This window comes from Bradyrhizobium sp. CCBAU 51627 (assembly GCF_028128765.1).
GTDB lineage: Bacteria > Pseudomonadota > Alphaproteobacteria > Rhizobiales > Xanthobacteraceae > Bradyrhizobium.
The window spans coordinates 125,964-148,498 of the sequence record NZ_LBJG01000018.1 but is presented as its reverse complement, the minus strand read 5'-3'; the positions used below and the strand labels follow the sequence as shown (position 1 = coordinate 148,498).

The following is a 22,535-nucleotide window of genomic DNA, read 5'->3' as shown; positions in this document are numbered from 1 at the left end:
AAGCTTCTCGTTCGCCTCAACGCCAAAGCTCGCGATGCGCGTACCACCTACGCTAATGCAACTTGACAACAGAGATAGTCGCTCATCCGGCGCGTCGCGCCACCCTCTCCCACAAGGGGAGAAGGAAGAAAGCGCCAGACTATTTTCCGACCACCCTCGCCGCCTCCAGCAGCCGCTCACTCGCACTCGCCGTCGCCAGCACTGTGCCATCTTCCGCCATCAGCTTCGCCTCGACGAACGCAATTGTCTTTCCGAGCTGCGTGACCTTGGCCTCGCCGACGATCGGCCCTGGCTTTGCGGGTGCCAGAAAGTTCACGGTCATGCTGATGGTCGTGGTGTAGAGCCGGCCCTCGCTCATCTCCAGCACGGCCGGCCCCATAGTGTCGTCGAGCATCGCGGAGAGCATGCCGCCCTGGATGAATCCGCCAGGGTTGCAGAACTCAGGCTTGCCTTCGAAGCTGAGCCTGATCCAGCCATCCGCAGGACGGGCATCGAGCAGCCGCCAGCCCAGCAGCTCGGCACAGGGCGGCCTCTTGAAATTGTCGAGCGCGGTCTTGACCATTGGCAACCTCCGTTTCGCACGCTGATAGCGCGACGCAGCTGCCAGCGTGCTGTCAGGAGGATCGCCCCGGCGGCAGACTTAGCGCCTGTGCAATCACCTTGCGCATGACGTTGGGCAGCGCCTCTTCGGCCAGGGTTGCGATCGGCACCCATCGCATGCCCGCCGGCGCGCGCGTGCGGGCTTCGGCCTTCGCGGTATAGACCACGAGCTCCAGCGGAAAATGGGTGAAGACGTGGGTGACGAGACCGGATTTGCGTTGCCAGCGCGACAGCCCCTTCAGGTCAGGCGCCTGCTGTTTTGCGGTCGCGTCTTCCTGGCCGGCGAGCCAGTCCGAGCCCGGCACTTCGGTCATGCCGCCGAGCAGGCCCTTTTCAGGCCTTGAGCGGACCAGCAGCTCGTCGCCGCGCGTGACGACGAACGCGGCACCACGCCGCAACGTTCCGCTCTTCTTCGGCGCCTTGCGCGGAAACGTCTCCTGCGTGCCTAGCGCGCGCGCCGTGCAATCCTCGTTGAAAGGACACAGCGAGCAGGCCGGCTTCTTCGGCGTGCAGATCGAGGCGCCGAGATCCATCAAAGCTTGCGCACTGTCGCCAGCGCGAGAATTCGCCAGCAGCGTCGCTGCCATCTGCTGGATCAACGGTTTTGCCTGCGGCAGTTCCTCCTCGACGGCAAACAGGCGCGACACCACGCGCTCGATATTGCCGTCGACGGGCATGGTGTGGCGATCGAACGCGATCGCCGCAATCGCGGCCGCCGTGTAGGGGCCGATGCCCGGCAGCGCCCGCAGGCCCTGCTCCGTATCGGGGAAGACGCCGCCATGCTGGCGCGTCACTGCGACGGCACAGGCATGAAGATTTCGCGCCCGTGAGTAATAGCCGAGCCCGGCCCACATCCGCAGCACGTCATCCAGCGAGGCATTCCCCAACGCGGCGACCTCGGGCCAACGCGCGACGAATTTTTCGAAATAGGGCCCAACCGCCTTCACCGTGGTCTGCTGCAGCATGATCTCCGACAGCCAGACCCGGTAGGGATCCGACGTCTCGCCAGGCGCGGCGCGCCAGGGCAGCCTGCGGCGGTGGCGATCGTACCAGGCAAGCAGCGCGATCGGGCGCGACGAGGTCACCGCCTGACTGGGGTCCGGTTTCGCCTTCAGCGCAGATTTGGAGCTCATGCTGGCACTGTAGCCGCGTCACACCAATCTCTCCACGTCATGCCCGCGCTCGTCGCGGGCATCCACGTCTTTCTTCGCTGCGAGAAGCCTGTGGCCCACCCGCCGAAATGCTATAAGGCCCCATGGCCAAATTCCCACCCAAACCCGGCCCCATCAGCGCCAAACCGCTCGGGATCCTGCTCAACGACGTCTTCGCCGAGGCCTATGCCAAGCAGGGCTTTGCGGCGCGCGAGCTGGTGACGCGGTGGGCGCAGATTGCGGGCCCAGAGATCGCCGCCCATGCCGAGCCGCTGAAGATGCAGTGGCCACGCCCGGTGGAAGGCCAGCCGCAGGAGCCGGCGACGCTGGTGCTGCGGGTCGAGGGCCCGATGGCGCTGGAGATCCAGCACTCGGCCGACGTGATCCTGGAGCGGGTCAACCGCTTCTTCGGCTGGAGCGCGGTCGGCAAGCTCGCCTTCCGCCAGGCTCCCCTCTCGCGCCCCCGGGTCCGAAAGCGGCCCGGCCCGCCGGACCCCAAGGCCGTGGCCAAGGTGGCCGAGGACCTGGGCGCGATCGAAGATGAAGACCTGAAGACGGCACTGGCGCGGCTTGGCGCCGCCATCAAGCGAAATTGAGCCTCATTCGGCTGCCAATCTGGACCTGTCCTGGCCGCTCGCCATTGCCTCAAACCACGTTTCAAGCTAGCGACAGGCCGCCCGGAGGGGAACTTCGGGCAAAGAGCAGCCAATCCGGGAGCCGACCTTGATCATCACCCGCCGCGCCTTCACCACGATGCTGTCGCTGACCGGGCTTGCCGCGCTCGCCGGGCTCTCGCCGCTGTGGTTCATCACTGAAGCCATGGCGCAGTCCGCCGCCGACGTGGCGAAGCCCGTGTCGCTGCCCGACATGGCGCTGGGCCCGAAGGACGCCGCCGTCACCATCACCGAATACGCCTCGATGACCTGTCCGCACTGCGCGGCCTTCAACGAACAGGTGTTCCCCAAGATCAGATCGGAATACATCGACACCGGCAAGGTGCGGTACATTTTCCGCGAGTTCCCGCTCGACATCAAAGCCGCCGCCGGCTCGATGCTGTCGCGCTGCATCGCCAATGGCGACGCGGCGAAGTACTTCGCCGTCACCGATATGCTGTTCCGCCAGCAGAACGATTGGGTGGTGAAGAACACCACCGAGACCCTGACGCGGATCGGTAAACAGGCCGGCCTCACCCAGCAGCAGGTCGAGACCTGTCTGAAGGACCAGGCCCTGCTCGACAAGATCGCCGCCGACCAGAAGTATGCCAGCGAGGTGCTGAAGGTGGATTCCACGCCGACCTTCTTCATCAACGGCGAGAAGATCAAGGGCGAGACCTCGTTCGAGGAGTTCGCCAAGAAGATCAATCCGCTGCTGAAGAGCTGATTCGCTCGTCAAGATCCTGATTCGCATCTCAAAAGCCGTAGCTTTCCCGGCATAAATCCCTTGGGAAAAGCGACTTTCGCAGGTTGCCCTCGCGGCGCACCGCGGCCATTGTCCGCCGCATGAGGCGCCCCGCGCGACTCGCCCAGACAGCGACATTGCCTTCCATGGTATTGTCCCGGCAGGGGGATTCGTGCCTGCCAACAGAGATGCGTGCTTATGAAAATCACCCGCCTGCGCCTTCACGGCTTCAAGTCCTTCGTTGAGCCCACGGACTTCGTCATCGAGCCCGGCTTGACCGGCGTGGTCGGACCCAACGGTTGCGGCAAGTCGAACCTGGTCGAAGCGCTGCGCTGGGCGATGGGCGAGACCTCGTACAAGAGCTTGCGCGCCGCCGACATGGACGCGGTGATCTTCGCCGGCTCCGGCAACCGTCCGGCGCGCAACCACGCCGAAGTGACGATGACGATCGACAATGCCGATCGCACCGCGCCCGCGGCGATGAACGACAGCCAGTTGCTGGAAATTTCCCGCCGTATCGAACGTGAAGCCGGCTCGGTCTATCGCATCAACGGCCGCGACGTGCGCGCCCGCGACGTGCAGATCCTGTTCGCGGACGCCGCCACCGGCGCACGCTCGCCGGCCCTCGTCCACCAGGGCAAGATCGGCGAGATCATCCAGGCCAAGCCCGAGCAGCGCCGCCGCGTGCTGGAAGACGCCGCCGGCGTCGCCGGCCTGCACGCCCGCCGTCATGAGGCCGAACTGCGGCTGAAGGCGGCCGAAACCAACCTCACCCGTGTCGAGGACGTGATCGGCCAGCTCTCCGGCCAGATGGAAGGCCTGAAGAAGCAGGCCCGCCAGGCCGTGCGCTATCGCGAGGTCGCGGCCAAGGTTCGCAAGGCCGAAGCGACGCTGTTCCATCTGCGCTGGATCGGCGCCCATGCCGACGTCAATGAATCCGGCCAAACCCACGATCTCGCGGTGCGCGAGATGGCCGAGCGCACCCAGCACCAGGCCGAAGCCGCCCGTATCCAGGCAATCCGCGCCGCCGAAATGCCGGCGCTGCGCGATACCGAAGCGCGCGCCGCCGCAGGTCTTCAGCGGCTCACCAACGCCCGCGAATTGCTCGACCGCGAGGAAGAGCGCGCCAAGGAGCGCGTCGCCGAGCTCGAGCGCCGTCTCGCCCAGTTCGAAGGCGACATTTCCCGTGCTCAGCAACAAACCATGGACGCCGACGTCGCGCTGCAGCGGCTCGATACTGAAGACGCCGAGCTGAAGGAAGAGATCAAGTCGCGCGTCGAGAAGCGCTCCGGCGTCGACGAGCGCGTCGGCGAAGCCGAGGCGGTGCTGACCGAGACCGAGCAGCAATTCGCCGAGCTCACCACCGCACTCGCCGACCTCACCGCCAAGCGCCACCAGCTCGAGGCCAACGTCCGCACCCACCGCGACAAGCTCGCCCGTCTCGACCAGGAGATTGCCAACGTCGCGGCGGAAGAGCAGAAGCTCGCCGCCGAGACCGGCGGCTTCGGCGATCTCGACGAGCTGACCGCGGCGGTCGAGACCGCCGAGCAGACGCTGGCGGCGTCCGAAGCGGCCGCGCAGGCGAGCGAAGCCGCGCATGTCGCGGCCCGCCAGACGCTCGAAGCCTCGCGCTCCCCGCTGGTCGAGGCCGACAAGCGCGTGCAGCGGCTCGACACCGAGGCGCGCACGATCTCCAAGATCGTCAACGGCGAAACCAAGAACCTGTGGCCGCCGATCATCGACGGCATCACCGTCGACAAGGGTTTTGAAAAGGCCATCGGCGCCGCGCTCGGCGACGACCTCGATGCGCCGATCGATCCGTCGGCGCCGATGCGCTGGACCAATGTCGGCCACGCCGAAGGCGACCCGGAGCTGCCCGAAGGCGTCACCCCGCTCGCCAACCATGTGCAGGCGCCGGCCGAGCTGACGCGCCGCCTGGCTCAGATCGGCGTGGTGCCGCGCGAGCGCGGTGCCGAGCTGGTCTCGCAGCTCAAGACCGGCCAGCGGCTGGTCTCGCCCGAAGGCGACGTTTGGCGCTGGGACGGTTTTGTTGCCGCCGCGCACGCCCCGACCGGCGCTGCCCGGCGCCTCGCCGAGCGCGCCCGTCTCGTCGACATCGAGAACGAGCTGGAGCAGGCCCGCATCGACGCGCAGATCAAGCGCCAGGCGCTGGAGAATGCCGAGTCCGAATTGCAGATGGCGGCCAGCACCGAAGGCGCGAGCCGCGAGGCCATGCGTGCCGCGCAGCGCGAGCTCAACGTCGCGCGTGAGCGCCACGCCGCTGCCGAGCGCGAGATCAGCCGCCACGCCGCCCGCAAGGCGACGCTGTCGGAAGCGCACAGCCGTCTCGCCGCCGACCGCGCCGAGGCCGAAGCCGCCTACGAATATGCCGAGGCCGGCATCAGCGAGCTGCCGTCGAGCGAGGACACCGAGACCCGTCTCGCCGCCGTCCGCAGCGACATCGAGAACCACCGCCGCATCGCCGCCCAGGTCCGCGCCGAGGCCCAGGCGCTGGCGCGCGAAGCCGAACTCGCCGACCGCCGCGTCCAGGCGATCCTCGCCGAACGCGCCGAATGGCAGAACCGCAAGGAGAGCGCGGCCTCCCACATCGACACCATCCAGGCCCGTATTGCCGAACTCACGATCGAGCGCAGCGAGCTCGAGAACGCGCCGGCCGTGTTCGCCGAGAAGCGCAGCGCGCTGATCACCGAGATCGAATACGCGGAAAACGACCGCCGCATGGCCGCCGACGCGCTCGCCACCGCGGAAAGCGCGATGGCCGAGACCGACCGCGTCGCCAAGCTGACGCTGGAAGCGCTGTCCAGCGCGCGCGAAGCCACCGCCCGCGCCGAGGAGCGCATGGAAAGCGCGCGGCGCCGGCTCGAAGACATCGAGCGCGAGATCCGCGACATGCTCGAAGTCGAGCCGCAGGCCGTCGCCGGCCTTGCCGAGATCGAGCCCGGCACCGAGCTGCCGCCCCTGCACGACATCGAGGAAGACCTCGAAAAGATGCGCCGCGATCGCGAGCGCCTCGGTGCGGTCAATTTGCGCGCCGAGGAAGAGCTGCGCGAGGTCGAGACCCAGCACACCGGTCTCGTCACCGAGCGGGACGACCTGGTCGAGGCCATCAAGCGGCTGCGCCAGGGCATCCAGAGCCTCAACAAGGAAGCGCGCGAGCGCCTGCTGACCTCGTTCGACATCGTCAACAACCACTTCAAGCGCCTGTTCGTCGAGCTGTTCGGTGGCGGCGAGGCCGCGCTGCACCTGATCGAGAGCGACGACCCGCTGGAAGCCGGTCTCGAAATCATCGCAAAACCGCCAGGCAAGAAGCCGCAGACGCTGTCGCTGCTCTCGGGCGGTGAGCAGGCGTTGACCGCGATGGCGCTGATCTTCGCGGTGTTCCTGACCAACCCCTCGCCGATCTGCGTGCTGGACGAAGTCGACGCACCGCTCGACGACCACAACGTCGAACGGTACTGCAACCTCTTGCACGAAATGACCGGCTCGACCGATACGCGCTTCATCATCATCACGCACAACCCGATCACCATGGCGCGGATGAACCGTCTGTTCGGCGTCACCATGGCCGAGCGCGGCGTGTCGCAACTCGTGTCGGTGAGCCTGGCCGAGGCGGTGGACATCCTCGACCAGAACGTGGCGTGATACAGCGGTCGTTCCACACCCATTGACGTCATCATCCGCGAAGGCGGATGATCCAGTACGCCGCGGCTTCTCGGTCGACGGCACTGTCTCGGAGTACTGGATGCCCCGCCTTCGCGGGGCATGACTGCGGATGATGATAGCCCCCACCCTTCCCGCCGAACTTAAGGCCGCCCTCGACGCCAAGCTCCAGGGTTTTTCGCGCACCGACGCGGCGCAGCGCTCGCGGAAGATCTCGACCACCTACCGCGCCGGCGGCGGCTCGGGCACGATCAAGTCGGAAGCCGATGCGCTCGCCTATGCGCTGGCGCGGATGCCGGCAACCTATGCAGCCGTCGCCGCAAGCCTGAGCGCCTTCACCGAGACCGCACCGGACTTCGCTCCGGAAACGTTGCTCGACGTCGGCGCAGGCCCGGGCACCGCGAGCTGGGCCGCGGCGGTGGCCTTTTCGTCGTTGCAGAGTTTTACTTTACTCGACGCCAATGCGACGCTAAGCCGGCTCGCACTCGACCTGGCACGCGACAGCTCGCGCCTCTCCGACTATCGCTGTCTGCCCGGTGACGCCGCCGCCAATCTCGCAGAGCTCCCGCAAGCCGATCTCGTCGTCGCGAGCTACATCATCGGCGAGATCGGTGAGAGCGACCAGCGCAGGCTAGCGGAGACAATGTGGGCGAAAGCGCGCCACGCGCTGGTCGTGATCGAGCCCGGCACGCCCGCGGGCTATGCCCGCATTCTCGCGCTGCGCCAGCAACTGATCGCGGACGGCGCCTATGTCGCTGCCCCCTGCCCGCACGAAAAGCCTTGCCCGCTCATCGCACCCGATTGGTGCCATTTCAACCAGCGCCTGCCGCGTTCGCAAGCGCACCGCCAGATCAAGGGCGCCGAGGTGCCATTCGAGGACGAACGCTTCATCTACGTCGCCCTGACCCGCACGCCCCCCCCAGCCCGCAGCCCGCGCGTCCTCGCGCCGCCCGCGATCGGCAAGGCCGAGGTCACGGCAAAGCTCTGCACCACGGAGGGCGTCGAACTCGCGAAAGTCGCGCGGCGCGACAAGGCCGCCTACGCGGGCGCCCGCCGCTGGCGCTGGGGTGATGCCGTTCTGTCCGAAAGTTAACCCCGTTGCCCACTTTTCCGCTTGAACTCGGATGGCGCCCGCTCCGACCAAGTCTTACCTTCCCTCCGCGCGGGGTTCTTTCCCGGCCCCATTTTAGTTTACGCTGTCCGCCCCAATTCCCTTCAGGAGTTCTCCATGTCGACCGGCTGGATCGTTCTCGGCATCATCGTCGTCCTCGTGCTGTTCGCCTTCAGCGCCTACAACCGGCTGGTGGCGTTGAGTCAGCGCGTCGGCCAGGCCTTTGCCGATGTCGACGTGCAGCTCAAGCAGCGTCATGATTTGATCCCGAACCTGGTCGAGACGGTGAAGGGATATGCCTCGCACGAGCGCGGCACGCTGGACGACGTCATCAAGGCGCGCAATTCGGCGATGTCGGCGCAGGGGCCTGCACAGGTGTCCGCGGCCGAGAACCAGCTCTCCGGCGCACTCGGCCGGCTGATCGCGCTGTCGGAGGCCTATCCGGACCTCAAGGCCAACGCCAATTTCCAGCAGCTCGCATCCGAGCTCTCCGACCTCGAGAACAAGATTGCGGCGAGCCGCCGCTTCTTCAACAACGCGGTCCAGGAATACAACACCGGCATCCAGCAGATGCCCGCCGCGCTGTTCGCCGGCATGTTCGGCTTCACCAGGAAGGACTTCTTCGATCTCGGCACCAGCCGCACCGAGGTCGAAGCTGCGCCCCAGGTGAAATTCTGATCTGAGCCTGTAGGCCGGCAGGGCAACGCGTCATGGCCGCGTATGGTCTCTACACGCACATCGCCTCGAACAAGTTTCGTTCGATGCTGCTGCTCGGCGGCCTGTTCGCGCTGGTCTATGTGCTGGTCTATGCTGGCGCGCTGGTCGCCGAGGTCGTCATCAACGGCAACGGCACCGTCGCCTATTATCTGAATCAGGCCTTCTACGACCTGCTCAAAGCCGGACCCTTCGCGACGATCGCGGCGGCGGCCTGGATCGTCATCGCCTATTTCTTCCACCAGTCGATGATCGACGCGGTCACCGGCGGCCACGACGTTAGCCGGCAGGAGGAGCCGCGGCTCTACAATCTTCTGGAAAATCTCTGCATTTCGCGCGGCATCACCATGCCAAAGCTGAAGATCATGGAGAGCCCCGCGCTGAACGCGTTCGCGACCGGTCTTAATCCGCGGCAATATTCGGTCACAGTCACCACGGGCCTGCTCGACGCGCTGAACGACCAGGAGATCGAGGCGGTGCTGGGCCACGAGCTGACCCACATCAAGAACGGCGACGTGCAGCTGATGGTGGTCGCGGTCATCATCGCCGGCGTGGTCGGTTTCTTCGGCGAATTGTTCTTCCGCCTGTTCACGAATTTGAGCTGGAATTCCGGCGGCTCGTGGTCGTCGGGGTCCTCCTCGTCGTCGCGGTCGTCCTCGTCCTCGAGCGACAGCAAGAACTCCGGCGGCGGCGCGGTGATCGTGATCATCATTGCGGTCGTGCTGATCATGGTGGCCTGGCTGATGTCGCAGGTGGTCAAGCTCGCGCTGTCGCGTTCGCGCGAATTTCTCGCCGATGCCGGCTCGGTCGAACTGACGAAGAATCCTGACGCCATGATCTCGGCGCTGCGCAAGATCGAGGGCCGCGGCGAGCTGCCGGGGGCAACATCCGCAGTGATGGAGCTGTGCGTTGACAATCCGCGCGAGGGGTTTGCCGATCTGTTTGCAACCCATCCCTCAGTTCAGTCCCGCGTCGACGCGCTGGTCAAGTTCGCCGGCGGCCACGATCCGGGTCCGCTGCCGCCGCCCGCTGACGAGACGGAACAGCCCGACGCAGGCGAGCCTGCGGGACAGGCCGATCAGCAGAGCGCTCCGGCGGCACCGCCGCATGGTCCGTGGAGCGATGCTGGCGGCCGGACCACGCCACGACCGGTCCCTGCGCCGGGCGTTTCCGGTACCCCTGCCGGCAATTCGATGGGCAATCCCATGGGTCCTTGGGGCCGGCACTGATCGTACGGATACCGCGCTTTGACCCGGTTTCACGCAGATCTGGAAAAACTTCAGGAATTGCAGCCGGGACATGCCGAGGAATTGAATTCTCCCTTGTTTCTGCCATGTTCGCGCCCAACAGCAGACTCGGGACATCGATTTGGGGCCCGGCCGATTGCAATCTCGCGATCGGGGGCGCGCGTTAGGGGACAGCAATGGCAAAGCCGGCAGTGGTTGTGGTGGGCGCGGACAAGGGCGGGGTCGGCAAGACCACGGTATCGCGTACCCTGCTCGATTATTTTTCCGCCAACAACGTGCCGACGCGCGCGTTCGACACGGAGTCGCCGCGGGGAACGCTGAAGCGCTTCCACCCCGAGATCACCGAAATCGTCGACATGACGACGACGGCCGATCAGATGAAGATCTTCGATACGCTCAACGCCGTGAGCCCGTCGGTGACCGTGATCGACGTTCGCGCCGGCCTGCTCTCGCCCGCCCTGGCCTCGCTGCGCGACATCGGCTTCCTCGATGCCGCCAAGGCCGGGCAGATCACCTTCGCCGTGTTCCACATCCTGGGACCCTCGATCGCCTCGCTCGAGGAGATCGCGGAGACGGCCGGTTTCATGACCGGCGCAAAATATTTCCTGGTGAAGAACTTCATCAACGACACCCAGTTCTTCCAGTGGGACCAGGCAACCTACAATTCCTACTTCCACCGCATCAAGGACGCGACCGAGCTGACCATCCCAAAGCTCAACGAAATGGCCTATGAGCAGGTCGAGGTTTCCTCGGTGCCGTTCCTCAAATTCGTCGCCAACAAGGGCATCAACGATGAGGCCGCGAACTATTCCTTCGTGCTGCGCGGCTATGTCCGGCACTGGCTGGCCAACGTCTGGAGCGAGTTCGATCGGATCCGCCTGACCGATATCGTCGGTTCGAAACCGGTCACCCGCAACAGCGAAAAATAGTTGCGCAGGCCGCGCTGATACGGCTGGATTGGGCGTCAAGTTGGCCTGATATAGCTGTCGATGTCCGCGACGCCCCTCTACATCATCTGCTCGCCCCGCCCGCAGGTCGGCAAGACCCTGCTGGCGCGGCTGCTTGCCGAATTCCTGCTGCTCAAGAACGGCAATGTCGCGGCCTTCGACGTCAATCTGAAGGAGCCGTCGCTGCTCGATTATCTGCCGAAGGTGACCGAAACCGCCGACGTGATCGACACCTACGGCAAGATGCAGTTGATGGACCGCGTCATCATCGACGACGGGCTCGCCAAGGTGATCGACCTCGGCTTCCATGCCTTCGACGAGTTCTTCAAGATGACCGACGAGATCGGCCTGCTCAAGGAAGCGGCGCGTCGGCATGTCGCACCCCAAATCCTGTTCATGGCCGACACCGACCGTGTCTCGGCCCGCGCCCATGAGATGCTGCGCCAGCAGATTCCGCGGATGAACCTGATCACCGTCGACAATGAGTTCGTGATCCGCGGCGAACTGCCGCCCGCGATGGAAGGCGGCCGCCTGTTCCGCCTGCCGGCGCTGCCCGGCTTCCTCAAAACCTATATCGATCGGCTGACCTTCTCCTTTACCGGCTATCTGCGCCAGGAGAAGGATTCCTCGACCGAGTTGCACCAATGGATCCGGCGAAACTATCTCGCTTTCCGCGAGCTCGAGCTCAGTCTGATCCTGCAACGATCCTGAATATTTTATCCGGGTAATATTGACGTCGGGACCTCCATGACGCTACTGAGGCTGCGCAACAGCGTCTTCAGCAAGGCCCCTCCCGTGAGCACCGACCGCAAAGCAGCCATCGCCGCCTACAAGGAGCGGAAGACCATTGCCGGTATCTACGTGGTGCGCTGCGCCGTAGCGAGCGAGGCCTGGGTCGGCCAGGCTCCGAACCTGGAGACCATCAAGAACCGCATTTGGTTCACGCTGCGCCAGGGCAGTCACCCCTGCCGTAGCCTCCAGGCCGCCTGGAACGCGCATGGTGAGGCCGGCCTAGCGTTCGGCGAATGCGAGCGTCTGGAGGACGAAGAAAGCGCCTATGTCAGGGACGCGCTGCTGAAGGAGCGCGCGCTGCATTGGCGGACCGAATTGAAAGCCGAGGCGATCTAGAGATCGCCGCAACTTCAATGCCCCTCGAACGTCATCAGCGTGCGCACCGGCACGTCCATGGCACGCAGCTTGGCGGCGCCGCCGAGTTCGGGCAGGTCGATGATGAAACAGGCGGCGACGACATTGGCGCCGATCTGGCGCAGCAGCTTGACTGCGCCCTCAGCGGTGCCGCCGGTGGCGATGAGGTCGTCGACCAAGATGACGCGCTCGCCGGGCTGGATGGCGTCGACATGCATCTCCATCTCGTCGATGCCGTATTCGAGCGAGTAAGCGATGCGCACGGTGGTGTGCGGCAGCTTGCCTTTCTTGCGGATCGGCACAAAGCCCGCCGAGAGCTGATGCGCCACTGCGCCGCCGATGATGAAGCCGCGCGCTTCCATGCCCGCAACCTTGTCGATCTTGTTGCCGGCCCAGGGATTGACGAGCTCGTCGACCGCGCGGCGGAACGCCCGCGCATCCGCGAGCAAGGTCGTGATGTCGCGGAACATGATCCCCGGCTTGGGATAGTCGGAGATGGTGCGGACGCTCGCCTTCAAATCATGGTCAAAGGTCATGGTGATCTCGCTTTGGTTTTTCCACCGTCATTGCGAGCAAAGCGAAGCAATCCAGATCTTCTCCGCGGCAGCAGTCTGGATTGCTTCGTCGCTTCGCTCCTCGCAATGACGGCCCCTTACTCAATTCGTCCCGGCCTCCAGCCGGAACGCATTCTCGACAATTTTCAAGCCCACTTCGCCACCGAGCGACATCAGAGATTCCGGGTGGAATTGCACGCCGGCGACCGGCAGAGTCTTGTGCTCCAGCGCCATGGCGACGCCGTCCTCGGTGCTGGCGGTGACTGACAACACCTCCGGCATGCTGTCGCGCTCGACGAAGAGCGAGTGATAGCGGCCGATGATGATCTCGTTCGGCAGGTTGCGCATCAAGCGCCCGCCGCGCACCTGCACCCGCGAGGGCCGGCCATGGGCGGGATGGGTGAGCTGACCGAGTTCGCCGCCAAAATATTCGCCGATCGCCTGCACGCCGAGACAGACGCCGAACACCGGCAGCTTGTTCTCCAGCGCGGCGTCGATCGTCTTCTTGATCCCGAAATCCTCCGGGCGGCCCGGACCGGGCGACAGCACCAGCAAATCCCATTTCTTCTGCTTCAGCATGTCGAGCGCATGCACATAGCGGACCACGGTGACGCTGGCGCCGACCTGACGAAAGTAATCGGCGAGCATGTGGACAAAGCTGTCATCATGATCGATCAGCAGCACGCGCTTACCCGAGCCGGTCGCATCAGGCGCAAAGCTCGACAGCGGCTTCGGGGGATCGCCGCGCAGCGCCTGGAACAGCGCCGCAGCCTTGACCTGACACTCGCGGTCTTCCGCGGCGGGATCGGAGTCAAACAGGCAGGTGGCGCCGACGCGAACCTCGGCGAGACCATCCTTCATGCGGATGGTGCGGATGGTGAGGCCGGTGTTGATGCTGCCGTCGAAATTCACCGCACCGATCGCGCCCGCGTACCAGCGCCGCGGCGAGCGCTCGTGATCCTCGACGAACTGCATCGCCCAGAGCTTTGGCGCGCCTGTGACAGTGACGGCCCAGGCATGGGTCAGAAAGGCATCGAGCGCGTCGAAGCCGGGGCGCAACATGCCCTCGACATGGTCGACGGTGTGGAACAGCTTTGAATAGGTCTCGATCTGCCGTCGCGCTAAGACCTTGATCGTGCCGGGCACGCAGACGCGCGCCTTGTCGTTGCGGTCGACGTCGGTGCACATGTTGAGCTCGAACTCGTCCTTCTCCGAGTTCAGCAGTTGGCGAATCTGCTCGGCATCGCCGATCGCGTCGCTGCCGCGCGCGATCGTGCCCGAGATCGGGCAGGTCTCGACGCGGCGGCCATCGGAGCGCACGAACATTTCCGGCGAGGCGGAGACGAGGAATTCGCCCTCGCCGAGATTCATCAGTGCGCCGTAGGGCGACGGGTTGATAACGCAGAGACGCTGGAACACTTCGGCCGGCGAGCGGTCGCAGGGCTCGGCGAAGAGCTGACCCGGCACCGCCTCGAACAGATCGCCACGGGCAAAGGCCGCCCGCGCGGTCTCGACGGTGGCCTGATATTCGCCGGGGGCGTGATCGGCAAAGCCTTGGCGCCCCGTCTTCACATAGGGGCTCTCGGCCGTCTCTCGCGGCAGGCCTTCGGTCGATTGGCCCTTCCAGGCGAAATCGTAACTGAGCACCACGCCGCGCCCCGTGGCGCGGTCATAGGCCAGCAGGCAATCGGGGACGTAAAGCACGATGTCGCGCTGATCCTGCTCGCGCGCACGCTTCTGCACGAGATCCTCGATCTGGAACACGAGGTCGTAGGCGAAGGCGCCGAACAGGCCGAGCAGCCCGTCGTCGTTGGCCGAGAAGGCGGCGATGAGATCCCGCACCAGGGACATCACGCTGGCGCGGCGCGTGCGCTGGTCTTCTTCGACGGGCGCATCGCCGCGGATGATGTGACCGGCAAGCCGCGTGGCGGTCTTCTCGGCGATCACCACACAGGGTTCGCGCAGAACGTCACCGATAAAGGCGATCAGCACCCGGCCGCGTTCGTTGAGCGCTTCCAGCTTGAAATTGACGCCAGTGGTTTCGAGCTTGAGCGGCGGATCGGAGAAGCCGAGATCAAAGCTCTCGTAGCGACCCGGCACCGTCGTGCCTGAAGACAGTACCACGCCCCGTCGGCGGTCGAGCAGGCTGACGAGATCGTCGAGCCTGGAGGCGCCGCCGGTGAACTGTTCGGCCACGCGCGTGATCGCGAGGCCGCCACGGGTGACGTAGTCGCTTCTGGGGGGGAGAGCAAAGACTGTCCTGTTCATGGGGTCCTCTTACGAAACTTGTCGAGGGAACGCCACACAGGACAAACGATCAGGCCGCCGCACTGCGTTGGCGACCTCAGACGATTTTGGGAAAACAAATCGCACCGGCCACCTCTTAGGAGGTGCGCCACCAACGACGGGATGGGCGGACTGCAGTGCTCATGGGCCGGATACTCACCATGGCGCGGGGACGGCGTCAAGGGCGCCGCCCCACGATGTGGCTACCGATAATTACCCCAGATGCTTTTTGAAAAACTCCGTCGCCCGGCCCCAAGCGAGCTCGGCGGCTTCGCGGTCGTGCACGGCCTGGCGCTGCTCGTTGACGAAGGCATGCTCGGCGTCATAGCGGAACAGCTCCAGTGACTTGCCGGCGCCCTTCATGGCCTTTTCGAAACCGCTGACCAGCTCCGGCGTACACCAATCGTCCTTGTTGGCGAAATGGGCCTGCAGCGGGATCTTGATATCGGCGGGCTTGGCGGCCTGCTCCGGCGGAATGCCGTAGAACACGACACCAGCGGCTAGCTCCGGCACATGCACCGCGCCGATGATGGTGACGGCGCCGCCGAGACAGAACCCGGTCAGGCCGACCTTGGCGCCGTTGCGCGACAGATATTGCGCGGCGCCGCGCACGGTCTGCGTGGTGGCGTCCATGAAGTCGAGCGAGTTCATTTCCTTGTTGGCGGAATCCGTATCGTGATACGGCACCACCTTGCCCTTGTAGAGATCCGGCGCCAGCGCATCGAAGCCGGCGAGCGCAAAGCGGTCGCACAAGCCCTTGATCTGGTCGGACAGGCCCCACCACTCCTGGATCACGACCACGCCTGGCGCGTTCCCGCGCGCGGCGTTGGCGAGATAGCCGGAGGCATCCTTGCCGTCCGGGCGCTTGAAGGTGATGGCGGTTCCCATGGTGTCCTCCGACGCGTTTCTGGTGGCGGTTGGCGGTATTTTGGCCGCTATACGCGCGATAGGCAATCGCGCCGGACAACACACGCGCGTGTCCAACAAAAAAGCCCCCTTGCGGGGGGGCTTTTCATTCTCGTGTCGTGCGCCGTTCAGTGCGAGTCGGCCCAGACCTTCTTCTTGGTGAAGTACATCAGGAACGCGAAGATGATCAGGAACACGAACACCTGGAAACCGAGGCGTTTGCGCGCTTCCATATGCGGCTCGGCCGTCCACATCAGGAACGTGGTGACGTCCTTGGCGTATTGCGCAACCGTGGTCGGCGAGCCGTCGTCATAGGTCACCTGGCCGTCGCTGAGCGGCTTCGGCATCTTGATGGCATGGCCCGGGAAGTACTTGTTGTAGTACGAGCCCTCCGGGATGGTCACGCCTTCCGGCACCTTGTCCTCAAAGCCCTGGAGCACGGCGGCGACATAGTCCGGGCCCTGCTCCTGATACTGGGTGAAGAAGTCGAGGATGAACCAGGGGAAGCCGCGGCCGTAGGAGCGTGCCTTGGTGATCAGTGACAGATCGGGCGGTGCCGCCCCGCCGTTCGCCGCACGCGCCGCCTGCTCGTTCGGGAAGGGCGAGGGGAAGTAGTCGGCCGACCGTCCGGGCCGCTCGAACATCTCGCCCTGGTCGTTCGGACCATCCTTGATCTTGTAGTCGGAGGCAAAGGCCGCCGCCTGCGCCACCGAATAGCCGGGGCCACCGGCTTCCGCGAGGTTGCGGAAGGCGACGTAGGACAGCGCGTGGCAGTTGGAGCAGACCTCCTTGTAGACCTTCAGGCCGCGCTGGAGCGCACCGCGGTCATACTTGCCGAAAGGGCCCGCGAAGGACCAGCTGTTGGCCGGCGGCTTGGTGCCACCTTCCTCGGCGCGGGCCTTGTCGGCCGAGGCGGCGAACAGCGTGCCTGCGAGGGCGAGCGCAATCGCGGTCGAAACCATCGGCGTCGACCTGCTGCCGGTCTTGGCAAGCACGGCGTCCGAAATCGAGTTCGGCACCGGCCGCGGCTTCTCGATGCGCGAAAGCAGCGGCAGCACGATCAGGAAGTAGGCGAAGTAGCAGACCGTCAGGACCCGGCCGGCGATCACATAGATACCTTCCGGCGGCTGCGCACCGAGATAGCCGAGCAGGATGCAGACCACCACGAAGATCCAGAAGAACTGCTTGGCCAGTGGGCGATACTTCGATGACCTGGTCCTCGCGCTGTCGAGCCAGGGCAGGAAGCACAGGATGATGATCGCCGAGAACATCGCGATGACGCCCGCAAGCTTGTTCGGGATCGAGCGCAGGATCGCGTAGAACGGCAGGTAATACCATTCCGGCACGATGTGCGGCGGAGTCACGCCCGGGTTAGCCGGAATGTAGTTGTCGGCGTCGCCGAGATAATTCGGCATATAGAAGATGAACCAGGCGTAGAGCAGCAGGAAGCAGGCGACGCCGAACATATCCTTGATGGTCGCGTGCGGCGTGAACGGCACCGTGTCCTTTTCCGTCTTCGGCTCGACGCCGTCAGGATTGTTCTGGCCCGCGACGTGCAGCGCCCAGACGTGCAGCACGACCACGCCCGCGATCAGGAACGGCAGCAAATAGTGGAGCGAGAAGAAGCGATTCAGCGTCGGGTTGCCGACCGAATAGCCGCCCCACAACAGCGTCACGATGCTCTCGCCGACATAGGGAATGGCGGAGAACAGATTGGTGATGACGGTGGCGCCCCAGAAGCTCATCTGACCCCAGGGGAGCACGTAGCCCATGAAGCCCGTCGCCATCATCAGGAGATAGATGATGACACCGAGGATCCAGAGCACCTCGCGCGGCTCCTTGTAGGAGCCATAATAAAGCCCACGCAGCATGTGGACGTAGACTGCGAAGAAGAACATCGACGCGCCGACCGCATGCATGTTGCGCAGCAGCCAGCCGTAGTTCACGTCGCGAACGATCAGCTCGACTGACTTGAAGGCGAGATCGGCATGCGGCGTGTAGTGCATCGCCAGGATCACGCCGGTCAGGATCTGAATCCCCAGCATGAAGGAGAGAATGGCGCCGAAGGTCCACCAATAGTTCAGGTTGCGCGGGGTGGGATAGGCGACGAAGGAAGAGTGCATGAGACCAAAGATCGGCAGGCGCCGCTCGATCCATTGCAGGGCCGGATTGCTCGGCTGGTAGTCGGATGGTCCGCTCATGATGCGATCCTGAGGAAATAAAACGACGAGACGGCGCGAAGCTTCGGACGCGGGTCCGCAGCTCAGCCGATCTGGATTTTGGTGTCGGAAACGAAAGTGTACGGCGGCACCGGCAGGTTCGCGGGCGCGGGCCCCTGGCGGATGCGGCCGGACGAATCGTACTGCGAACCATGGCAGGGGCAGAAGAACCCGTCGTAATTGCCTTCATGGGCGATCGGGATGCAGCCGAGATGGGTGCAGATGCCGATCACGACCAGCCACTGATCATGGCCGGACTTGACCCGGGCCTCGTCGGACTGCGGATCCGGCAGGCTCGCCACGGGAACGGCGCGCGCCTCGTCGATCTGCTTCTTGGTGCGGTGGCTGATATAGATCGGCTTGCCGCGCCAAAACACCTTGATGTCCTGTCCTTCGGCAACCGGGCTGAGATCGACCTCGATCGGCGCACCGGCGGCGATGGTCGAGGCGTCCGGATTCATTTGGGAGATAAAGGGCCAGAGCGTGGCTGCGCCCCCTACTGCTGCGGCCGCCCCCGTTGCAACGAATAAGAAATCACGGCGTGTCGGATGGTCCGCCGAAGACGCTGTCGTCACGATTCCAACCCTTTCTTCTTATGCGACCGGTGGAACCGCTCCAGGAGCCCCCAAGGTCCCCGGAACAGTGCTGCCGGCGCCCGCGGCCCCCCCGCGGCGGCAGAACTTCACGTGTCCCCACCAAAACAAGGCGAAAACAGCAGTCCAGAATCGTTCTATTGGCACCCTTGCAGGGCGAGCGCAAGCCCGCTAACGGCGCGGGAACGTGCAATGCACGAATTCCCGAGCCAGCGATGTTTTATTGAGACATTTCCGGCCCTCAACCGACCCTGTAACGCCCATGCAGATCGCGCTTTTCCAACCCGACATCCCTCAGAACACCGGCACGATTCTCAGGCTCTGCGCCTGCCTCGGCATCGCCGCCCACATCATCGAACCGGCCGGCTTCCCGGTCTCCGACCGGCATTTCCGCCGGGCGGGAATGGATTACCTCGACCATGTCAGCATCGTCAGGCACGATTCCTGGCCGAAATTCGAGGCGTGGCGCAGAGGCCAAGGGTACCGCCTGTTGCTGTTCACCACCAAAGCCGCCATCGACTACCGCGATTTCCGTTACCAGACGTCGGACATCCTGCTATTCGGGCGCGAGAGCGCCGGCGTCACCGACGCCGTGGTCGAGGCCGCGGATGCGCATCTGGTGATCCCGATCACGCCGGGGCTGCGGTCGCTCAATGTCGCCATGAGCGCGGCGATGGCCGCAGGCGAAGCGCTGCGGCAGGTGCGGAACCCGCACGATTGATATGACGAGGAGAAACCAGTGAGCTACGCGGTCAAGGAAATCTTCCTGACCCTGCAAGGCGAAGGCGCCCATGCCGGGCGCGCGTCGGTGTTCTGCCGTTTTGCCGGCTGCAACCTCTGGAGCGGCCGCGAGACAGACCGCGCCGGCGCGACGTGTCAGTTCTGCGACACCGATTTCGTCGGCACCGACGGCACGCTTGGCGGCCGCTATGCCACGGCAGCGGAACTCGCCGACACGATCGCGGCGCAATGGACAGGATCGGCCTCCAACCGCTATGTGGTGCTGACCGGCGGCGAGCCGCTGCTCCAGGTCGATGCCGCCCTGGTCGATGCGCTCCATGCGCGCGGCTTCGAGATCGGCGTCGAGACCAACGGCACGGTTGCCGCGCCCGAGGGCCTCGATTGGATCTGTGTCAGCCCAAAGGGCGACAGCGAACTCGTGCTGCGGCAGGGACATGAGCTGAAGCTGGTCTATCCGCAGGCGCTCGCCGCGCCGGAAGCTTTCGAGGGCCTCGCCTTCGAGCGCTTCTCGCTGCAGCCGATGGACGGACCGGAGGTCGTCGAGAACACCGCGCGCGCGATCGACTATTGCCTGCGCCATCCGCAATGGCGGCTCAGCGTGCAGACGCATAAGTCGCTCGGCATCAGATAGGACTGAACGGATAGATGTGGGAATTGACGAAATCGTTCCGCTTCGAGGCGGCGCATTCGCTGTCGGGGACGACCTTTGGCGCGGCGAGCGAAGAGATCCATGGCCACTCCTTTCGCGCCGAGGTGACGGTGCGCGGCACGCCTGATGCCAAGACCGGCATGGTGGTCGATCTCGGCCTGCTCCAGCGTGCGATGGAGGAGGTCAGGCTCGCACTCGACCACAAGTTCCTCAACAACATCGAGGCGCTGGGCACGCCGACGCTGGAAAACCTGTCGCGCTTCGTCTGGGAGCGGCTGGCGCATATCGGCAAGCTGACCCGCGTCAGCATCCACCGCGACAGTTGCAATGAGAGCTGCACTTATTACGGTCCGCAAGGCTAACGGCATGACATCGACACTGGACCCCAACCCGATCGAAGACCGCAAGGCCCGCGCCCGCAACTGGTTCGAGCATCTGCGCGACGACATCTGCGCGAGCTTCGAGCGGCTCGAGGATGAGGCCCCGCAAAGCCTCTATCCGGGCGCGGCCGGCCGCTTCATCCGCACGCCCTGGCAGCGCACCGACCATACCGGTGCGGCCGGCGGCGGCGGCGTGATGTCGATGTTGCATGGCCGCCTGTTCGAGAAGGTCGGCGTGCACTGCTCGACCGTGCATGGCGAATTCGCACCCGAGTTTCGCGCCCAGATTCCGGGCGCCTCGGAAGACCCGCAGTTCTGGGCCTCCGGCATCTCGCTGATCGCGCACATGCGCAATCCGCACGTGCCGGCCGTGCACATGAACACGCGCTTCGTCGTCACCACCAAGGCCTGGTTCGGCGGCGGCGCGGACCTGACGCCGGTGCTCGACCGCCGGCGCACGCAGGAGGATGTGGACACCCTCGCCTTCCACGCGGCGATGAAGCAAGCCTGCGACCAGAACAGCGGCGTTGCCGATTACGACAAGTACAAGAAGTGGTGCGACGAGTATTTCTATCTGCCGCACCGGAAAGAGGCGCGCGGCATCGGCGGCATCTTCTATGACTGGCACGACAGCGGCGACTGGGAGGCCGATCTCGCCTTCACCCAGGACGTCGGCCGCGCCTTCCTGAAGATCTACCCCGAGCTTGTCAGGCGCAATTTCGCGAGCGCCTGGACCCCTGAAGACCGCGAGGAGCAATTGATCCGCCGCGGCCGCTATGTCGAGTTCAACCTGCTCTACGACCGCGGCACCATCTTCGGGCTCAAAACCGGCGGCAATGTGGATTCGATCCTGTCGTCGCTGCCGCCGGAGGTGAAATGGCCATGACGATGAAGCCCGTCATGAAGCCGCTCCCACGCGCCATGCTGATCGACATGGACGACACCATCCTGTCGGCCTATGGCCGGCCCGAGATCGCCTGGAACACGATCGCGGAGGAATTCGCCGAGGAACTCGCGCCGCTGCCGCCGCCGCAGGTCGCAACCGCGGTGCTTGCCTATGCGCGCCAGTTCTGGTCCACCGCCGAGCCGATCTGGCGGATGAAGCTCGGCGAGGCACGGCGGCTCACGGTGCGCGGCGGTTTCGCCGCGCTCGCGGCTGAAGGCCATCGTGCCCTGCCCGACGATCTCGCCGATCGCCTTGCCGACCGCTTCACCACCTATCGCGAGGAAGCGATCTTCGTCTTCCCCGGCGCGCACGATGCGATCGACGCGTTCAGGGCCCACGGCGTCAAGCTCGCGCTGGTGACCAATGGCGCGGCCGACATGCAGCGCGCCAAGGTGGAGCGCTTCGAGCTGACCCATCGTTTCGATCACATCCAGATCGAGGGCGAGCACGGTTTCGGCAAGCCGGAGGAGCGCGCCTATCGGCACGCGATGGAGGCGCTCGGCGTCACCGCCGAAGAGACCTGGATGATCGGCGACAATCTGGAATGGGAGGTCGTGACGCCGCAGCGCCTCGGCATCTATGCGATCTGGCTCGACGCGCACGGCGACGGCCTGCCCGAGGGCTCGACCGTCAAGCCCGACCGCATCATCCGCTCGCTGACCGAGCTCGTGCCGGGCTAAATCTCGAAAACAACCCCATGCACAGTAGCCGGCCCGTTGCAAATTCAAGGACTTTACGGATTTTACGAAAATCCGTTGACCCGTCGGGCAAAACAGGCGCATGATGGCATCGTTGGGATGCGTGTGAGGGAGGCACGAGCGTCGTGAAAAGCCGTGCCCGCTTCGAGACGTGCGCCAAAGCGAATAAAGCGAATGAGGTTTGAGCGCTCGCAGCGCAGCCGCTAGCGGCGGCGCGCGATCCAGCGTCCGAGGAGAAACGCGACAAGGAGTGCGCTCAAGGGCGCCTTGACGGTCAGCTCTCGCAATTGGTCGGCCCAACGCATCGCGGCTTCCCCGGAGCCCGGCTTCCGAGCGAAAGCCTGCTCCAATTTGCCATCGTCATTCGCCAGCCCCGAGGCTTCCGTCATGGCCGAGGCCTCTTTCATGTCCATGCGCGTCCTCCAGTCCTGGTGCGGTTGCGGAACAACCGGCTTGGCGTCGGACGCCGGTCCGCACCGCATGAGCGACGATCTCGTACGGAACCAATGGCCTTTGAAACGGCTATGGCGCCGGCATTCAGGTGACTTATATGACCCAGCGAACATCC

At 64.9% G+C, this 22,535-nt stretch carries 22 protein-coding genes; 14 read left to right on the top strand and 8 right to left on the bottom strand.

Features of this window, described 5'->3' with window-relative positions:
• Window positions 1-139: 139 nt before the first annotated feature.
• Window positions 140-562 (bottom strand): PaaI family thioesterase, encoded by a 423-nt coding sequence (locus XH88_RS09845; RefSeq protein ID WP_271615189.1) that lies wholly within the window; start codon window positions 560-562, stop codon window positions 140-142.
• Between the two features lie 52 nt (window positions 563-614).
• Window positions 615-1,733, bottom strand: coding sequence for an A/G-specific adenine glycosylase (gene mutY / locus XH88_RS09840; protein ID WP_271615188.1), 1,119 nt, complete (start codon window positions 1,731-1,733; stop codon window positions 615-617).
• Window positions 1,734-1,855: 122 nt separating this feature from the next.
• Here mutY and XH88_RS09835 point away from each other — a divergent pair, with 122 nt between their 5' ends.
• From XH88_RS09835 to XH88_RS09795, 9 genes are all read left to right on the top strand, one after another.
• On the top strand, window positions 1,856-2,347 hold the full coding sequence (locus tag XH88_RS09835; protein WP_271615187.1) for a DUF721 domain-containing protein: 492 nt from the start codon (window positions 1,856-1,858) through the stop codon (window positions 2,345-2,347).
• A 127-nt stretch (window positions 2,348-2,474) separates the two neighbouring features.
• Window positions 2,475-3,131, top strand: a complete 657-nt coding sequence (locus XH88_RS09830) for a DsbA family protein (RefSeq protein ID WP_271615186.1) — start codon at window positions 2,475-2,477, stop codon at window positions 3,129-3,131.
• 216 nt (window positions 3,132-3,347) lie between these two features.
• Entirely contained in the window at window positions 3,348-6,812 is a 3,465-nt protein-coding gene (gene smc, locus XH88_RS09825; RefSeq protein WP_271615185.1) for a chromosome segregation protein SMC, read from the top strand.
• Window positions 6,813-6,942: 130 nt separating this feature from the next.
• A complete protein-coding gene (locus XH88_RS09820) occupies window positions 6,943-7,923 on the top strand; it encodes a small ribosomal subunit Rsm22 family protein (protein ID WP_271615184.1) in 981 nt (326 codons plus the stop codon).
• Window positions 7,924-8,058: 135 nt separating this feature from the next.
• Window positions 8,059-8,619 (top strand): LemA family protein, encoded by a 561-nt coding sequence (locus tag XH88_RS09815; protein ID WP_271615183.1) that lies wholly within the window; start codon window positions 8,059-8,061, stop codon window positions 8,617-8,619.
• A gap of 32 nt (window positions 8,620-8,651) precedes the next feature.
• The gene (locus XH88_RS09810; protein WP_271615182.1) at window positions 8,652-9,884 is read left to right on the top strand and encodes a M48 family metallopeptidase; all 1,233 of its coding nucleotides are present in this window, start codon (window positions 8,652-8,654) and stop codon (window positions 9,882-9,884) included.
• A gap of 194 nt (window positions 9,885-10,078) precedes the next feature.
• The gene (locus XH88_RS09805) at window positions 10,079-10,831 is read left to right on the top strand and encodes a hypothetical protein (RefSeq protein ID WP_092298592.1); all 753 of its coding nucleotides are present in this window, start codon (window positions 10,079-10,081) and stop codon (window positions 10,829-10,831) included.
• A gap of 60 nt (window positions 10,832-10,891) precedes the next feature.
• The gene (locus XH88_RS09800) at window positions 10,892-11,560 is read left to right on the top strand and encodes a hypothetical protein (RefSeq protein WP_271615181.1); all 669 of its coding nucleotides are present in this window, start codon (window positions 10,892-10,894) and stop codon (window positions 11,558-11,560) included.
• 84 nt (window positions 11,561-11,644) lie between these two features.
• Complete coding sequence (locus XH88_RS09795; protein WP_271615195.1) at window positions 11,645-11,977, top strand: GIY-YIG nuclease family protein; 333 nt, start codon at window positions 11,645-11,647, stop codon at window positions 11,975-11,977.
• Window positions 11,978-11,991: 14 nt separating this feature from the next.
• On the opposite strand, the gene XH88_RS09790 is transcribed toward XH88_RS09795, so the two are convergent.
• The 5 genes from XH88_RS09790 to petA form a co-directional block, all read right to left on the bottom strand.
• A complete protein-coding gene (locus XH88_RS09790; RefSeq protein WP_271615180.1) occupies window positions 11,992-12,531 on the bottom strand; it encodes an adenine phosphoribosyltransferase in 540 nt (179 codons plus the stop codon).
• 120 nt (window positions 12,532-12,651) lie between these two features.
• Window positions 12,652-14,817, bottom strand: coding sequence for an anthranilate synthase component I (locus XH88_RS09785; RefSeq protein ID WP_271615179.1), 2,166 nt, complete (start codon window positions 14,815-14,817; stop codon window positions 12,652-12,654).
• Between the two features lie 231 nt (window positions 14,818-15,048).
• Window positions 15,049-15,723 carry a dienelactone hydrolase family protein gene (locus tag XH88_RS09780; RefSeq protein ID WP_271615178.1) on the bottom strand — a complete coding sequence of 225 codons (675 nt, stop codon included), beginning with the start codon at window positions 15,721-15,723 and terminating at the stop codon, window positions 15,049-15,051.
• Window positions 15,724-15,869: 146 nt separating this feature from the next.
• The gene (gene fbcH, locus XH88_RS09775) at window positions 15,870-17,942 is read right to left on the bottom strand and encodes a cytochrome b/c1 (protein WP_271615177.1); all 2,073 of its coding nucleotides are present in this window, start codon (window positions 17,940-17,942) and stop codon (window positions 15,870-15,872) included.
• Between the two features lie 62 nt (window positions 17,943-18,004).
• On the bottom strand, window positions 18,005-18,535 hold the full coding sequence (gene petA / locus XH88_RS09770) for a ubiquinol-cytochrome c reductase iron-sulfur subunit (RefSeq protein WP_271615176.1): 531 nt from the start codon (window positions 18,533-18,535) through the stop codon (window positions 18,005-18,007).
• 280 nt (window positions 18,536-18,815) lie between these two features.
• Between petA and XH88_RS09765 the strand changes: the two genes are divergently transcribed.
• The 5 genes from XH88_RS09765 to XH88_RS09745 are packed head-to-tail and all read left to right on the top strand — an operon-like array spanning window position 18,816 to window position 21,949.
• A complete protein-coding gene (locus XH88_RS09765) occupies window positions 18,816-19,274 on the top strand; it encodes a tRNA (cytidine(34)-2'-O)-methyltransferase (protein WP_271615175.1) in 459 nt (152 codons plus the stop codon).
• Window positions 19,275-19,292: 18 nt separating this feature from the next.
• The gene (gene queE, locus XH88_RS09760) at window positions 19,293-19,925 is read left to right on the top strand and encodes a 7-carboxy-7-deazaguanine synthase (protein WP_271615174.1); all 633 of its coding nucleotides are present in this window, start codon (window positions 19,293-19,295) and stop codon (window positions 19,923-19,925) included.
• Window positions 19,926-19,939: 14 nt separating this feature from the next.
• Entirely contained in the window at window positions 19,940-20,305 is a 366-nt protein-coding gene (locus XH88_RS09755; RefSeq protein ID WP_271615173.1) for a 6-pyruvoyl trahydropterin synthase family protein, read from the top strand.
• 4 nt (window positions 20,306-20,309) lie between these two features.
• On the top strand, window positions 20,310-21,209 hold the full coding sequence (gene hemF / locus XH88_RS09750) for an oxygen-dependent coproporphyrinogen oxidase (RefSeq protein WP_271615172.1): 900 nt from the start codon (window positions 20,310-20,312) through the stop codon (window positions 21,207-21,209).
• Window positions 21,200-21,949 (top strand): HAD family hydrolase, encoded by a 750-nt coding sequence (locus tag XH88_RS09745; RefSeq protein ID WP_271615171.1) that lies wholly within the window; start codon window positions 21,200-21,202, stop codon window positions 21,947-21,949. Before hemF ends, XH88_RS09745 begins: the two co-directional genes overlap by 10 nt.
• Window positions 21,950-22,170: 221 nt before the next feature.
• Here the strand turns inward: XH88_RS09745 and XH88_RS09740 are convergent, their stop codons facing one another.
• Window positions 22,171-22,380, bottom strand: coding sequence for a hypothetical protein (locus XH88_RS09740; protein ID WP_271615170.1), 210 nt, complete (start codon window positions 22,378-22,380; stop codon window positions 22,171-22,173).
• Window positions 22,381-22,535 lie beyond the last annotated feature (155 nt).